The 15714-nt window shown below is 41.0% G+C and carries 18 protein-coding genes; 15 read left to right on the plus strand and 3 right to left on the minus strand.

Going from position 1 to position 15714, the window contains the following annotated elements:
* The first annotated feature begins 44 nt into the window (after positions 1 to 44).
* Positions 45 to 548: a DUF3907 family protein gene (locus AYJ08_RS15815; RefSeq protein ID WP_031414118.1), complete on the plus strand. Its 504-nt coding sequence runs from the start codon at positions 45 to 47 to the stop codon at positions 546 to 548.
* 321 nt (positions 549 to 869) lie between these two features.
* Here AYJ08_RS15815 and AYJ08_RS15820 read toward each other — a convergent pair whose 3' ends face one another.
* Positions 870 to 1466, minus strand: a complete 597-nt coding sequence (locus tag AYJ08_RS15820) for an NAD(P)H-dependent oxidoreductase (protein WP_031414119.1) — start codon at positions 1464 to 1466, stop codon at positions 870 to 872.
* Between the two features lie 33 nt (positions 1467 to 1499).
* A complete protein-coding gene (locus tag AYJ08_RS15825) occupies positions 1500 to 2990 on the minus strand; it encodes a S8 family peptidase (RefSeq protein WP_064018525.1) in 1491 nt (496 codons plus the stop codon).
* Between the two features lie 148 nt (positions 2991 to 3138).
* On the opposite strand from AYJ08_RS15825, the gene AYJ08_RS15830 reads away from it, so the two are divergent.
* The 6 genes from AYJ08_RS15830 to splB all read left to right on the plus strand — a co-directional run bounded on the left by AYJ08_RS15830 (position 3139) and on the right by splB (position 8868).
* The gene (locus AYJ08_RS15830) at positions 3139 to 3354 is read left to right on the plus strand and encodes a YozQ family protein (protein ID WP_064018526.1); all 216 of its coding nucleotides are present in this window, start codon (positions 3139 to 3141) and stop codon (positions 3352 to 3354) included.
* 411 nt (positions 3355 to 3765) lie between these two features.
* Positions 3766 to 5481: an acetate--CoA ligase gene (acsA, locus tag AYJ08_RS15835; RefSeq protein WP_064018527.1), complete on the plus strand. Its 1716-nt coding sequence runs from the start codon at positions 3766 to 3768 to the stop codon at positions 5479 to 5481.
* A 160-nt stretch (positions 5482 to 5641) separates the two neighbouring features.
* The gene (locus tag AYJ08_RS15840) at positions 5642 to 6397 is read left to right on the plus strand and encodes a hypothetical protein (RefSeq protein WP_064018528.1); all 756 of its coding nucleotides are present in this window, start codon (positions 5642 to 5644) and stop codon (positions 6395 to 6397) included.
* 84 nt (positions 6398 to 6481) lie between these two features.
* Positions 6482 to 7279, plus strand: coding sequence for a bifunctional hydroxymethylpyrimidine kinase/phosphomethylpyrimidine kinase (gene thiD / locus AYJ08_RS15845; RefSeq protein ID WP_064018529.1), 798 nt, complete (start codon positions 6482 to 6484; stop codon positions 7277 to 7279).
* A 199-nt stretch (positions 7280 to 7478) separates the two neighbouring features.
* Positions 7479 to 7691, plus strand: a complete 213-nt coding sequence (locus AYJ08_RS15850) for an SPOR domain-containing protein (RefSeq protein WP_003338143.1) — start codon at positions 7479 to 7481, stop codon at positions 7689 to 7691.
* Positions 7692 to 7758: 67 nt separating this feature from the next.
* The gene (splB, locus tag AYJ08_RS15855; RefSeq protein ID WP_082890988.1) at positions 7759 to 8868 is read left to right on the plus strand and encodes a spore photoproduct lyase; all 1110 of its coding nucleotides are present in this window, start codon (positions 7759 to 7761) and stop codon (positions 8866 to 8868) included.
* A gap of 84 nt (positions 8869 to 8952) precedes the next feature.
* Here the strand turns inward: splB and cysK are convergent, their stop codons facing one another.
* Complete coding sequence (cysK, locus tag AYJ08_RS15860) at positions 8953 to 9879, minus strand: cysteine synthase A (protein WP_064018530.1); 927 nt, start codon at positions 9877 to 9879, stop codon at positions 8953 to 8955.
* A 180-nt stretch (positions 9880 to 10059) separates the two neighbouring features.
* Here cysK and AYJ08_RS15865 point away from each other — a divergent pair, with 180 nt between their 5' ends.
* The 8 genes from AYJ08_RS15865 to AYJ08_RS15900 all read left to right on the plus strand — a co-directional run bounded on the left by AYJ08_RS15865 (position 10060) and on the right by AYJ08_RS15900 (position 15699).
* Positions 10060 to 10698, plus strand: coding sequence for a deoxynucleoside kinase (locus tag AYJ08_RS15865; RefSeq protein WP_064018531.1), 639 nt, complete (start codon positions 10060 to 10062; stop codon positions 10696 to 10698).
* A gap of 10 nt (positions 10699 to 10708) precedes the next feature.
* Positions 10709 to 11395, plus strand: a complete 687-nt coding sequence (locus AYJ08_RS15870; RefSeq protein ID WP_064018532.1) for a deoxynucleoside kinase — start codon at positions 10709 to 10711, stop codon at positions 11393 to 11395.
* 240 nt (positions 11396 to 11635) lie between these two features.
* On the plus strand, positions 11636 to 12373 hold the full coding sequence (locus AYJ08_RS15875) for a class I SAM-dependent methyltransferase (protein WP_064018533.1): 738 nt from the start codon (positions 11636 to 11638) through the stop codon (positions 12371 to 12373).
* A 109-nt stretch (positions 12374 to 12482) separates the two neighbouring features.
* Complete coding sequence (locus AYJ08_RS15880) at positions 12483 to 12803, plus strand: hypothetical protein (protein WP_031414131.1); 321 nt, start codon at positions 12483 to 12485, stop codon at positions 12801 to 12803.
* Entirely contained in the window at positions 12800 to 13555 is a 756-nt protein-coding gene (locus tag AYJ08_RS15885) for a DUF3109 family protein (RefSeq protein ID WP_064018534.1), read from the plus strand. Before AYJ08_RS15880 ends, AYJ08_RS15885 begins: the two co-directional genes overlap by 4 nt.
* Positions 13556 to 13571: 16 nt before the next feature.
* A complete protein-coding gene (locus AYJ08_RS15890; protein WP_031414133.1) occupies positions 13572 to 14093 on the plus strand; it encodes an acyl-CoA thioesterase in 522 nt (173 codons plus the stop codon).
* Positions 14094 to 14312: 219 nt separating this feature from the next.
* A complete protein-coding gene (locus AYJ08_RS15895) occupies positions 14313 to 15530 on the plus strand; it encodes a hypothetical protein (RefSeq protein WP_064018535.1) in 1218 nt (405 codons plus the stop codon).
* Entirely contained in the window at positions 15508 to 15699 is a 192-nt protein-coding gene (locus tag AYJ08_RS15900; RefSeq protein WP_064018536.1) for a hypothetical protein, read from the plus strand. Before AYJ08_RS15895 ends, AYJ08_RS15900 begins: the two co-directional genes overlap by 23 nt.
* The last annotated feature ends 15 nt before the right edge of the window (positions 15700 to 15714 follow it).

Below are 15714 nucleotides of genomic sequence, written 5' to 3' on the forward strand. Positions count from 1 at the left end.
ATAAACGTAAATCTTTATATCTGTTGCCCTAAGGAGGATTCTCTATGTCAGACGCTCATGTAAAACAGTTATGCGAAGATACCTTTATGCGGTTGAAGAAGGTTAGCATAGAAGTGGAGAGATTCCTAAATCAAACTACTTTAGCAGATTTGGTTGAAAGATCTGGAGATGCTGAGGAGTATGAAGCTTACTATGGTAGCTATCTTTCTGATTTACGTCGCTTGTTGGTTTATGCAGAGAATGCCTATGAGAAGTTGGGAATCTGTCTTCGACGTGCTCGCTTTAACGAGGAGTTTGCCGAAGAAGCCCTCTATCAGGTGTACCACACCTGTGTAATTAATTTTTACTATCCCAAAGGCGAGGTTTACGATGAGGATGGCAGGTACTCGTACACAGGGCAAGACTGCATTATTTTCCGCAAAGAGGTTACTCCTGAACTAGAGAGCCTAACATTAGGATTATCTCGAATTTTTGAGCCTCTACGTGATGAATTGCAGTACTACGAAACAGATTACATTACGAAAAAGCGGATGCAACCGAGCAATTAACAGGAGAATGGGTTTACAAGTATTTATTTTATAACGGCATTATATCTAGGTGGGGACCTTTCATTTTGAAGGGTCTCTTTTTTCTCTGCTAATATGTTGTATGCTTTCTTTTTCTATTATACAAATAAATCAGAAAATTGAAAGGGAGTATATGTACAAAAAGTGTCAATTTTTTTGACTTTTTTGTGACTTGTTACAAAAATTTACAAAATGAATTGATTTCATCCTTATAAAAAATAGGCTTTCCAAAAATTTTAATGGAACTGTAGCATGTAAGACAACATCTATCCCATTTGAGGAAAGCCTATTTTTCCATAGGGTCTACATCAGTACAGGAAGTTTTAACGAAGCAACCGCTTGATCTACCTGTTGTAGATAGGTTTCTCGAATAGCTTCCTCCACATACGGTACTTCTGCGAAATTATGATAGATAACTGGTTCAAATCCTGAGAATCGCAAAATACCATCTACGACCTGTTTTTTAACAACCTCATCTAGACCACTTGCCTGCATTTCCTGCTGTGATTCTCGTGTAGTTGTAAAAACTAGGGCTTGTTTCCCCGTTAACAAACCAACAGGCCCATTTTTTTCATATTTAAAAGCAAACCCATCTGAAAAGATACGATCAATGTAACCTTTTAAAATGGCTGGTTGTGACCACCACCAAACAGGATAAATCATAATCAATAGATCAGATTCCGATAAAATGGTTTGTTCCTCTTCGATGGCTTTTGGCACTTGCTCTGATTCCAATGCCTGCATATCAGCGGGAGAAAAAATGGGTGAAAATTTTTGTTCATATAAATTACGTAAGGTTGGGGTGATACCATGCTTATGCAGGCTTTCTGTCACTTGCTGCAAGATAGCGTGATTAAAGCTTTTCGTTCCAGGATGAGCAAACAAAATGACGGCTTTCACTAACCTCGTCCTCCTTTTAGATGGGGATATACCTTATTGCTGGTGGGTACGAAATGATTGTAAATAGCGACCCAGCAGTAACTCTAAAAAACGCTGAAAGCCAGAAGCTGGAGCCTGGTTCTCAGTGGAAGGCGTAGCTGCGGGAGAAATTAGAGGTGCTGTTTCTTGTCCCACTTGACTTTCCTGTAGCGCTTTTTTTACATTGATATATCCGTACCCATATAATGAATCTCGACCTGGTGCGCCTAAGTCTGTTGCTGTCTTTTCTAGAATTTGTCTGACCTGTTTATTGCTAAGAGAGGGATTAACAGAACGGATTAAACTGGCCACCGCTGCGACATGAGGGCAAGCCATCGACGTGCCTGAGAGTGCCGCATAGTCTTTGTAGATATAGGTACTAGGAATATCTACTCCTGGGGCAACGACACTAACCGTTTTTCCATAATTAGAGAACTCTGCTAGATTCTCATCCTGATCGACGGCTGAAACCCCAATTACTTCTGGAAAAGCAGCAGGATAGCTTGGTTGCTCGCTTGCATCGTTTCCAGTGGCAGCTACAAGTACTACATCATTTTGATCGGCATACGTACATGCTGCCTTTAAGGCTGCGGAGGACACATAGTTTCCCACACTTAAATTAATGATAGAAGCCCCATGGTCAACAGCCCACTCGATTCCCTGAGCAATGTCGATAGCACTACCACTACCGTCTGCTCCAATTGCTTTAATAGGCATAATCTTACTTTTCCAAGAGATACCGGCGATCCCATCCTGATTATTGGTACGGGCGGCGATAATTCCCGCTACGTGCGTTCCATGACCATTATCATCTTGTGGGCGCTTACTACCGTTTAATACATTGTATCCATTCACCAATTTTCCTTTGAACTCAGGGTGGGTCAAGTCAACCCCTGTATCTACCACGGCTACAATGACCTGACTGGAGCCTTCAGTTATTTCCCAGCTTTGTTCCATACCTAGCTGGTTAAGATTCCATTGATAGCGTTTGTAGTAGGTATCATTAGGTTGTTTATTTGGCAGCAGTAAATAATTGGGTTCCGCATAGACAGAGTCTGGATGTTCAGCAAAATACCTCATCAGTTGTTCAGTAGAAAGCGTGCGGGATTTAATAATCATTGCCTTTTTAAAGTCCCGTTTTACATATCCGTCAACCTTGCGTAGCATTTTTTGTAAATCTTGATTGGAAGGACGAGGAGTGAAGTGAACCACTACCTCTCGCTCTACATAATGGCTCTTATCCTTTTTGTTGTGATGAATGGTCTTGATATGCTGTCGACGCTCCATATCTCGACGCATGTCCCGGACTTGCTCAACATAGTTAATTTTGGGAACCCCTGCTTGATCTTGAGTTACAGTCGGCGGTTCTTTTTTGTTTTCCAAAGTTCGTGAGGTAGGGGATTTCACTGCTTGCGGCATTTGTTTTCCCGGAGTGAGCCAGTTAGTTCCCGTAAACAAAACACCTGCTAAAAGGCCAACAAATAATAGTGTAAAGATGGTTTTCACTTAAACTCCTCCCCACATTAGATTATCTTTAGCCTGTACGTTTCCCCGTTCTTTATGACGGAAAATCTTAGTGGAGCAAATGGTTAAAAATAAAAGGGACAAAGCAAAATAGAAGAGGAACGGTAAATGATATAAGGAGGTATGTAAGGTGGAAAAGCAAAACAATAAGGGTAACAATAAGCAGGCTTCAAGTGATCAGTATGTTACAAAATCATATGGTATCAATGATTACCAAAGTAATGACATACAAAGTAAAGGGTTAGCCGTGACGCATGAGCAGGTAAGTGATTCCTATGCGCTAGGGACTGTTGACGGGACAAACATCCGTGAAGAGGATAGTGAGGCAAGCGTCCGAACAGAGTAAAAAATACAGGCATCTCCTAATCGTTACATGATTTTTAGGGGATGCCTATCTTACCTATTCGTAATTATAGCTAAATCCACCGCTGTGAAAGATACTGTTTACCTAGCCATAGATATTGTGAGTATTTAGTTTAGCTGCTATTGATCCGTTTGGTTCTTGATAAAGAGGACATTTTGGCTCCTTCACTCACCTAAATAAAGCGGGGTGTGTAACCTAATCATCTCAAGGGAATGAGGTAAGAAACTAGAGCTTCCTGTCATGACAATTGGTGCTTTAATCATGGGTAGCGTTGATTTATCTAAAATGTTAGAATAATCAAAAGGTTAAGAGGAATTGATTCGTACATGGAGAAATATGTATGTCGGAAAGTCTTCTCAGTACATGAACCTAGAGAATCGGAGAGTGAAGAATATGAAAGTTGAAAGCATTCCAGCAACCCAAGAAAATAGTAACCTTAAAGATTACGATCGCACTTATGAAACCTTTCAATGGGCAGATGTAGAGAAACAATTCAGTTGGTACGAGACAGGCAAGGTTAACATGGCCTATGAGGCTATTGATCGTCATGCTCATTCAGAAAAGAAAGATAAAATAGCGCTTGTCTATAGTGATTCTACACGAGAAGAAAGCTATACCTACACTGAATTAAGCAGGCTTTCCAACCGTTTTGCTAACGTACTTCATGATTTGGGAGTAAATAAAGGAGATCGCGTATTTATTTTCATGCCACGTACTCCAGAGCTTTATGTAAGCTTATTGGGGATTTTAAAGAATGGGGCTATTGTAGGCCCGTTATTTGAAGCCTTTATGGAGGCGGCTGTTCGAGATCGACTAGCAGATAGTAAAGCAGTAGCTATCGTGACAACTCCTACCTTACTACCGCGTATTCCAGTTAAGGAGCTACCTCATCTCAAGCATGTTATTGTAGTGGGAGCGAAAGGAGAGGCAACTGACGGACAAGTAAGCTATGAGAAACAAATGGAACAAGCTTCCGATGAATTCGATATGGTTTGGCTAGATCGAGAAGACGGAATGATTTTACACTATACATCAGGTTCTACTGGAAAACCAAAGGGCGTATTGCATGTGCACAATGCAATGATTCAGCATTACCAAACAGGAAAATGGGTACTGGATTTAAAAGATGATGATGTATACTGGTGTACCGCCGACCCAGGCTGGGTGACTGGGACATCTTATGGTATCTTTTCGCCTTGGCTCAATGGTGTAACCAATGTTGTCCGCGGTGGCCGATTCACACCAGATGACTGGTATAGGACGCTGGAAAAAAATAAAATTACCGTCTGGTATAGTGCACCAACTGCTTTTCGCATGCTGATGGGAGCGGGGGATGAATTAGTTCAAAAATACGATCTTACCTCTTTACGTCATATCTTGAGTGTAGGCGAGCCGCTTAATCCTGAGGTTGTGTATTGGGGTATGAAGGTTTTTGAAAAACGTATCCATGATAATTGGTGGATGACAGAAACAGGTGGGCAATTAATCTCCAATTATCCAAGTATGCCGATTAAGCCAGGTTCCATGGGTAAACCAGTACCGGGCGTCTATGCGACCATTTTGGATAATCAAGGAAATGAACTACCGCCCAATCGCATGGGGAATTTGGCTATTAAAGCAGGCTGGCCGTCTATGATGCGAGCTATCTGGAAAAATCCCGCCAAGTATGAAGAGTATTTTCATATGCCTGGATGGTATATTTCAGGCGATTCTGCTTATAAGGATGAGGAAGGCTATTTCTGGTTCCAGGGGCGTATTGACGATGTAATCAATACTTCTGGTGAACGCGTTGGACCATTTGAAGTCGAAAGTAAATTGGTTGAACACCCTGCAGTTGCTGAAGCTGGAGTTATTGGGAAACCTGATCCTGTGCGTGGAGAAGTAATTAAGGCTTTTATTGCTCTGCGTGACGGGTATGAGCCCAGTGATGAGCTGATGGATGACATTAAGCGATTTGTCAAAGAAGGATTGGCAGCACATGCATCACCTCGTGAGATTGAGTTCCGTGATAAGCTTCCAAAAACACGTTCTGGTAAAATCATGCGTCGAGTGCTTAAAGCGTGGGAGCTGGGGCTGCCGACCGGAGATTTATCTACGATGGAAGACTAAAGGCAAATGCCAACAAGCGGTCGAATGGAATCGGCTGCTTGTTTATTTTCAGATATAAATGAAAATTCAGGTTGTTGAAGAAAAATTACTTGCAAAATAGAGCTATCTTCGCCTACTTTTATTATAAATACTTATCATATAAGAGAGTAGGTAAATCCGTGTGAAAGTAAACCTCATCAAGCAGAGCCTGCCCCCTGAAACAGACAAAAAACAGATTAAACCAGAGAGTCATCCCGTTATTGCTATACCATTTGTACATTCGAGAGCGATGTACACGGCTATTTTACTGCTTCATATCTTTGTTATTTGGTTTGCATTGCAACTAGACCCTGTTCATCCTAGAGAAGTTACCTATCCTTTGATTGCCTTGCATTTTATGACGATTGTTATGGGAATATGGATTTCTATTCAGCCATATGAGCATCGAAGGCAGGTTTTAAGCCTACTGTTCCATGCATATTATGGTTTTCTTACATCAGTTGATTTATTATTTATTTCCGGCAAGCTTATACATATCTTTTTTCATGTTAGAGAGTGGTGGGTGTACGCCATACTTGGCGTTATTTATATAGGAGCTGGTCTGGAAATAGCTACGGCTGGCAAGTGGCGCTTAATCCTATCAGTTCAGCAACGCGAATGTTCTTACAAGAAAAAAATAACAGCAGAAGAACCAAGGAAAAGAGAAAAACATTTTACAAATGCAGCGCTTATTATTTTATTTCCATTAGCTCTCTTATTTGTTTTACCTTCCGCAACAACAAGACAGATTAGCATGGTATTGCTTCTGTTTGTCACAGCGTTGTTATTTTTATTATTTGTACGCCAGTTGTCTCTCTATAAAACGGCTCGCAAGCATCCGGCTTGGATCGTGTACCAAATTCAGAGAAAGCAGCGGCGAAAATCAGTAGGCGGCTAAACCTGACAGTTGGGTGATATAGCTTTCTTCTGTTATACTAAATAGGAATAGACAGAAGATTGATACATAGAGCGGGGGATCGGAGTGAAGAAACCATCTATAGCTATGACAATTGCAGGTTCCGATAGTGGCGGTGGAGCTGGAATACAGGCTGATCTTAAAACCTTCCATCAAAGAGGAGTTTATGGCACCAGTGCTCTTACTGCTATTACCGCTCAAAATACACAGGGTGTTCACGGTGTTCATGTAATGATCCCAGAGTTTGTTGCTGATCAAATCAGAGCAGTATTAGATGATTTGCCTGCTGATGCTGTTAAGACAGGCATGCTAGCTAATGCTTCAATTATTCAAGCGGTAGGGGAACAACTTCGCAAGCATCAAGCAACCAAATTGGTAATTGATCCAGTTATGGTGGCTAAAGGCGGTGCCAAGTTACTTCAGGATGAAGCGATTCAAGCGCTTTTGACTCAGCTTCTCCCCCAAGCTCATATTATTACTCCTAATTTACCGGAAGCTGAGGTTTTAGTGGGGAGAACAATTCAAAATGTAGCTGATATGAAGGAAGCAGCAAAATATCTCCACGAATATGGAGTGGCTCACGTAGTAATGAAAGGTGGTCATATGCTTGATCACCAACTGACTGATCTATTATTTGATGGTCAATATTTTCATGAAGTTGAGCATGAACGAATTAATACTCGACATACTCATGGAACAGGTTGTACATTCTCAGCATGCCTTACAGCCGAATTAGCTAAAGGAGCTGATGCTGTAACCGCTTTTCATACCGCACAACAATTTATCGTAATAGCTATTCAAACGGCACCAAATCTTGGCTCTGGTCATGGGCCAACAAACCACTGGGTTCAGCTCCCACTCTAAGTTGCCTCTTATGGAAAACCTCTCTCGTTGTATGAGTGCGATTTCACAAAATCATGCAGATAAATTTTAACGGGAGAGGTGCTTTATTAGACAGGACGCATATGATAGTAGAATAACTATACTGTTTTTTTGCCTTTTCCTGAATAGCAATATCTATAGATGTAAGCGTTTTCGTTAATTAAGGAAGGAGTGATGCTTCATGTGGGTTAAATGGGTAAGTATACACCAGTCGTATGGTCTACCGAGAGCAGCTGAGGATTATCGGCAGAGATTAAAGCTGGCTCATATCCGAAGTAGAATTACGTCCAAAAAGAGCGGAGCCACCTTCATTTATAATCTTCAGGTTCCTATTGGAGAAAAAGACAGAGCATTGCAGGTGCTTCATACTATGAAAAAAGAGATGCAATTATAATACCCAATATTCCCCTTGCTACTGATGTATTTAACACGGAAATGCTAGTAGTAAGAGGAGGGATAGCATGACTACTCAGATGCTGGAAAGACCATCCACTGCAAAACAGGTCTTTGGAAATCAGACAGGGGGGAATGGCACAACAGGCCCAACTCGATACTTTGAGCCTGATTTGGTTTATTTTGAACCAGATGCGCTTTCCTTTCCACTTGGGAAACAATTGTATGAGAAATACCAGAAATCCGATATTCCTATTAAAATGACAACAAGCCACAATCAGGTGCGTGGAATTCCGGGGGATACGGAACTGCAACAATACCGCAATGCCAAACGTACTTTGGTGGTTGGAGTCAAAAAAACGCTTAAATTCGAACAGTCAAAGCCGTCTGCTGAATATGCGCTTCCTCTGGCGACGGGGTGTGCTGCACACTGTCATTATTGCTATCTAAACACAAATGTAGGTACAAAGCCATATGTTCGCGTCTATGTTAATACAGACGAAATTTTAGCAAAGGCCGAAGCGTATATTCAGGAGCGAGTACCAGAGATAACTCGATTTGAAGCGGCTTGTACATCAGATCCGATCAATATTGAGCATCTAACAGGAAATCTAAAAAAAGCGATTGAATTTATGGGAAAGCAGCCATTGGGGCGCTTGCGCTTCGTAACTAAGTTCCATCAGGTTGACTCCTTACTGGATGCAAAGCATAACAAGCATACTCGTTTTCGGTTTAGCATGAATGCAGATTATGTCATACGAAATTTTGAACCGGGAACCTCTTCCTTTGAACAGCGAATTGAGGCAGCGGGAAAGGTCTCGATGGCAGGTTATCCGCTCGGTTTTATTATTGCACCACTGTACTGGTTTGATGGATGGGAAGCAGGATATACAGATTTGTTGGAACGTCTCAGCTCACGACTAGATGATGAAGCAAAAAAGGATATCACTTTTGAATTGATACAGCACCGATTTACGAAAATAGCTAAAGGCTTAATTCTAAAGAGATACCCAAAAACAAAATTAATCATGAATGAGGAAGAACGAAAATACAAATGGGGAAAGTATGGGAAAGGTAAGTATATCTATCCTGATATTCAAGCCAATGCATTAAAGACACATATGCAAAAAGAGATTGCACGGCTCTTTCCGGATGCTAAGATTGAATATTTTACCTGACCTTTTATTAACAAAAAAGATCGTGCGGATATCGTCTCGCATGATCTTTTTGTATGTACAGTGACATGTTTATATAACCAAAATTTATGGTAGGAATGAAAATAAATTACTAGACAGATAGCGTTCTCCACTGTCTGCACAAATAGCAAGTACTTTTTTTTCGGGGCCCAATTGTTTGGCTACCTGCAAGGCTGCATAAACTGCTGCACCGGAAGAGGGTCCGACTAGGATTGCCTCTTGTGAAGCAAGCTTGCGTGTCGTTTCAATAGCTTGCTCATCGGTTATATGAATGATTTCATCGTATACTTGTTGATTGAGAATGGGAGGGATAAAACCTGGACTTGTGCCTACAATTTGATGGGGACCTGGCTTTCCACCTGCTAATACTGGTGATCCAGAGGGTTCTACTACAGCTATGTGCAGATCTGGGTAATGCTGACGTAATACTTCACCGCATCCAGTAATGGTTCCACCTGTACCTGCCGTTGCCACAAATCCATCAAGCGAGCTTCCCATCTGTTCGATTATCTCTAAAGCAGTGGTATTCCGATGAATATCTGGATTTGAGGCATTCTCGAACTGCATAGGGATAAAGCTGTTTGAAATACTAACGGCTAATTCCTTAGCTTTGCGAATGGCACCCGGCATTTTTTCGTCGCCAGGGGTGAGAATGACCTCAGCTCCATAAGCACGTAACAGTTGAATGCGTTCGCGGGTCATTGTATCTGGCATAACAATTATGCAACGGTATCCTTTAGCGGCACATGCCATTGCTAAACCGATGCCTGTATTGCCGCTGGTTGGTTCAATGACGGTAGAACCGACTAAAAGATTGCCTGCCTTTTCCGCTTGTACAAGCATATGATAGGCTGCTCGGTCTTTCACACTGCCGCTCGGGTTGTATTTTTCTAGTTTTACAAAGACCTGTGCCATGTCTTGGCTTATCAATCGTTGTAGCTGGACAATCGGAGTGTGACCGATTAAATCAGCCATGGTTTGAGCAACACGCATGTACGATTCCTCCCTGTGGCTTTATTTTCATTGTTTCTTGTTAATTACATAATAACATATCGGAATTGTGTGCATAATAATTGGCTGCCTACTTCAATATGTTTTTCCTTTCGACAAATGATCGTTTCACATGGTAAAATGATATTCGTTTTGGTCTTACTGGGAGGGGTACAGATACGCATGAAATCCATTTTTATTACAGTGGAAGGCCCGATTGGGGTAGGGAAAACCTCTTTGTCAAAGGCGATTAGCAGGCAGTGGGGCTTGGAGCTTTTGGAAGAGATTGTGTACGAGAATCCATTTTTGGACAAGTTCTACGAAAATATTTCGGAATGGAGCTTCCAGACTGAGATGTTCTTTCTTTGCAATCGCTATAAACAATTACAAGATATAGCAAAACGGCTACATAATGGGTACTCTGTTGTGGCTGATTATAATATTTTTAAGAATACAATATTTGCTAAACGGACATTGAGTGAAGATAATTTACCAAAGTACCAGCAAATTTATGGCATCCTGACTAGTGATATTCCTCAAGCTAATTTAGTTATTTATTTAAAAGCTTCTGTCGAAACGGCGATGCAACGGATTGCACTACGTGGTCGAGGGATGGAACAAATGATTGAACGGTCTTATATGGAGAATTTGATCTCGGATTATGAGGAATTTATGCACCAATTTCAATTGATGCATCCAACAATCCCTGTATTGACTATTGAATGTGATCAACTAGATTATGTACACCAAAAAGAAGATTTGGACTATGTTATAAAGCGTGTCGCACAATTTTTACCTAGCAATCTAACTAAACAGCGATAAGGAGTTTATCATGTCGGTTTTTCAAACAAATGAATTGCGTGAAAAGTATCAAATTCCAAGTGATGCGGTTATTACCATTGCTGGGATGGTGGGTGTAGGCAAGTCAACGTTTACGAAAGCGCTAGCTGAATTGCTTGGATTCCGTGTTTCTTATGAAAAAGTTGACAATAATCCTTATTTGGATCGATTTTATGATGATTTATCGCGGTGGGGCTTTCATTTACAAATCTTTTTCCTTGCAGAACGCTTTAAGGAACAAAAACGTATCTTTGACTACGGTGGTGGATTTGTCCAGGACCGTTCTATTTATGAAGATACAGGCATCTTTGCTAAGATGCTGCATGATCAGGGAAATATGACAGATGAGGATTATCAGACCTATACTCAATTATTTGAAGCAATGGTGATGACACCTTATTTTCCGCATCCAGATGTGCTGATTTCTCTAGAGGGTAGCTTTGAGGATATCATTGATCGCATTCAGGAACGCGGTCGACCAATGGAACAACAAACTCCGCTTCGTTACTGGAAGGATCTGTATGCTAGGTATGACGAGTGGATTACTAATTTTACATCTTGTCCGGTATTGCGTGTTAATATCAATGAATACGATGTGCTGGATGATATCAACTCTGTAGAGGTGGTATTGGCACGTTTGTCTGATAAAATTAATACAGCTCGTCACTACCGACGCTAGTTGTTCCGACGGCTTTGCTGAACAGAATAAGCAAAGCCGTCGTTTTGCTACATTGATTTAGATTGATCCTGCTTTAGGCTTCGATCATTTAGGAGTAAGAGGTTACTTGCAATGGAAGAACGTAAACCTAAAGTTTTCTGCAAACAGGTAAATGTAAAATCTACGAACCGGGGTATGATATAATAACCGAAGTAGTTACAAATGTAACAGACGAAATGAGAATCAAAAGGGGTAGAGAGCATGGGAGACGCTTGGTTTGAAAAAAGCTTCCGAGAAGACTATCTGCTGGTATATCAGCATCGAGACGAGGCTTCTGCGGATCAAGAAATACATAACTTATTGGAACGATTGCCTATTAAGAGTGAGGGAAGAGTTCTAGACTTATGCTGTGGAAGCGGTCGACACTCGCGAGCCCTTGCCAAACGTGGTTATGAGGTAGTGGGAGTTGATTTATCTTCTGTGCTGTTAGAGCAGGCGGAGCTACTTAATGACGAAAAGCAGGTTACGTATTATCAATATGATATGAGAGACATTCCGTTTGAGTCGGAATTTGATATTGTTGTTAATTTGTTTACGAGCTTTGGATATTTCTCTGATGATCAAGAGAGCGCTCAGGTTATTAAAAATATGGCGAAAGCTTTACGCTCGGGTGGAGAAGTTGTGATTGATTACCTTAACCCTAGCTATGTAAAAGCACATCTGGTTCCACAATCTGAACGAGAAGCAAATGGCTTATTGATTACAGAACGTCGTCGTCTTGAAGATGGTTTTGTAAAAAAAGAGATTACAATCCACGACGTTGAAGCGAGAGAGCCGCGTATCTATCAGGAACAGGTAAGATTATTTGAATTGGAACAGATGATGGGAATGCTAGAGGATGCTGGATTTATCCAGATTCAGGTCTTTGGTGACTATGCCTTTAAACCTTACGACAAGGCAAGCTCTCCGCGTATGATTTTTCACGCGGTAAAAAAGTAAAGTCGAAAAAAGGAAACGTTTACAAATAAAAAAGGCTTTTCAAAAGAGTGCTATAGCGGGTAAGCTAACAGGTAAAGTGCTGCTCTCTCAGATTAATAAGGAGGTAACTATGGATATTCATAACCATGCTGCCCTAATGGAAATACTAGAAAAAGCATATGTAAATCAGCAAGTGCAGATAACATATACAGATTGGGAAGGCGACGAGCAAGAAGACGAGGTAGTAACTACCTTTCGTGGGACTTTGCTAGAGGTGAGTCTAGTCGATAATGAGTTCGAGGAAAAAGATTTGGCCCTTCGCTTCTTAGAAGATGACGATGAGGTGGAGCTCTTAATGGAAATCCCAGCAGACGAACAAGATCTTGGTGTGAGTGAAGAACAACTAGTACGTATTTTCGGTACAGAGGCGGAGCTTGTTCTAGCAAAATGAGAAATGTTGAAACCTACGGATATTACGGTACGACTGAGCGGATGTCTCAGAAAGAATCGTACCATTTGCATAAATATGTAAAGAGGAAGAAAAACCGCCTTGTGCAAAAAGGGCATTTCTACATTGATGTAGATGCCCTGCAAAGGCCGTGTCATCTAGATTGCTTCAATTGTCATATTGTTCATCGTGAAACGTGTTGCGAGAATGGACAACCGTATGCTGTACAGGACTGGCAGTTTTCAATTATTGAAGCAGAAAGTCGCTCTGTTGCTGCCGCCTATCTGAACGGGCGATCACAACAAAGGGTTATGGAGCATGGTTGCTTTGAATCGGCTGAACCAGGAGTCGTACGTATGGAAAAAGGCTCCTGTCTATTCTATGGACAAGTAGATGGACAGCGCTGCTGTTTGCTTCATGCTCATGGGCTGCGCGAGCAAAAGGATGTGTATTCCATAAAACCGTTTAGCTGTCAGCTATACCCGATTGATTTAGTGATGATGGACAATGAACACATCCTAATAACTGCTTTAACGGAAGAGACAGCAGCCTTTTCACGCTGGGGACATGAATATTTGGACATATTCTACTGTGCTAACAAGGAAAAACGTAAACAAGCAACGCACATTGAAGAACACCTTTTTTCATTAGATGGATATCAGCCTGCTTATATCTGGGGCCGAGAGCTTATCGAACGCTCTTTTGGTGAGGAAGCGTATCAGGCGGTTATCGAAGCCATATATCAGTACAGCTAGAGAGGGAGAAACTGCTATGGACATGGAGTTAAAAGGAAAGACGGTCAAAGAATCGCGTACGGTGAAAGCATCGCTTATCTTACCTTCAGATACCAATCATCATGGTACCATTTTTGGCGGGACAATTATGTCTTATGTTGATGAAGTGAGCGCTATTGCGGCAATGCGCCATTCACGCAAGCCAGTTGTAACAGCTTCGATTGATTCGGTTGACTTTATCGTACCCGCAAAGCTGGGCTTCTCAGTATGTGTGGACGCGTTCGTTACTTCGACGGGGCGTACATCCATTGAAGTCTTTGTTAAAATCATCAGCGAGAATTTGCAAACTGGAGAACGTCAATTAACCGCTACTTCGTTTGTTACTTTTGTCGCTTTAGATGAAAATGGAAAACCAACTCCTGTACCACCAATCATTCCAGAGACGGAAGAAGAAATTTATCTCTACCAAACGGCACCACAACGAATAAAAATGCGTAGGGAACGTCGGAATGCAACTCAACAGTTTTACGATTCATTAGATATTACGAAGGATATCTAGCAACAAAGAGAAGCCTAATCCTTAAAGCGAATACAGCTAGGGATTGGGCTTTTTTTGCATGAGACTTAAAAAATAAAATAAATACCAAAAAATACTAGGGAAAAGGGAAAAAAAGCAGAATAAGTAAAATAGCTAACGTGAAGAAATAGCACCTATGGGATAGTACGTAACAAATATTCCACCCATAGGAGGTGAGTCAGCCATTGCAGGCTGAGAAAAATGGGTATCAAACAAACAATAGGTACCAATTATCATAATTCACTCATCAGACTATCTGAAAATTTCGATCCCGTTATGCACAGGTTCCGTAAAAGCTATGAGGATACTCAGAACCAAGGCTGGATTATACCACTGGTATTAAAGCTTGTCCCAGATGTTGGAAAAATGATGGAAGCCGTGAAAAATTTGGACTCAGAAGGAATTGTTAAATCGTTAAGCTCAGCAATACCAAGTGTTGGTATTATTGGAATTCCTTTTGCAGTTCCCTATTTAGGAGTGTCATCTGCATTAGGCTTTGGAATATCAGGGTTAATTTTATTTATTTCATTAAGTAGATACCTTTGGTTAATGACGCAACTAGATAGTACTCATTTTCATATAGGAGCGTATCGGTTTTTAAAAAGAAGAGAGTATGATCTTTTTACAGGGAGCTTTTTGTTTTCGGATTTCTCCTTTAAAGGCTTGTTATATCTTGTCAATCATTCTCTAAATGGAGAAGAAGAATTAAACAAAACGTTTGAAAGACTAAAAAACGAATTTGATAGCTTTACATTTGCTCATCAAGCAAGGTATGAGGAAAAAGAATCCCATCTTTTAAAACAAAACAATGAGCTAGAAGCAGAATTATTACGGCAAAAAGAGGTTATAAACTCGATTATTGCAAAAGCAGATCAATCTCTTCATCAGCTATATGATGAACTAAGCGAGGCAAACTTATCCTCTGAATACATGGCGGATTTACTTGACCGACTAATCACTATTTTATACCGATATCGGAATGGTCGGTTTTCTGTTTCTGACTTGAAATTAATTGCAGACTTTACGATTTATAAGGTAGAAGGAGGACACCTCTTAAAAATTGCTGATGAGGGCACAAGTGGTCATAGCCTAGGGGTGATCAGCATGGACTCCAAGGAACATGCTACGTGGGCGGCTGTAGAGGTTGTTAAAACCAAATCTACTGACCCTCTTTTCAATGAACCTCGGAAAAACTATTATATTGCTTCTTATCTGATGAGAATGGGGCATAATGAGCTGTGGGTGTATAATCTTCATTTTCATCGAGACCGGAACAAAAAAGCGGTAGACTTGACAATTCGTGATATAATTGATAATAAATTACTGTTCAGATTGATCCATGTTCTATGTCTTTTACTGCAAAGCACTGGATTTCCCAAGAAGGAGGAGAGCTCAGATGACCACCTCTTATCAAGATGACACAGACCTACGAAGAATCGTATCCTTAACCCAAAATGAAATCAATCTAAAACGGCAAAAGACTGCTAAAGATATCATTCAGGGCTTTACTCTTATGGCGTCCCGTGTTGTAGAAGAAAATAATATACAAATTGCCGCGACACTTAGTGGATCAAAGCATACAGATTGAAGTGCACCCCTTAAA

It is taken from the genome of Brevibacillus sp. SKDU10 (assembly GCF_001645205.1).
GTDB lineage: Bacteria > Bacillota > Bacilli > Brevibacillales > Brevibacillaceae > Brevibacillus_B > Brevibacillus_B halotolerans.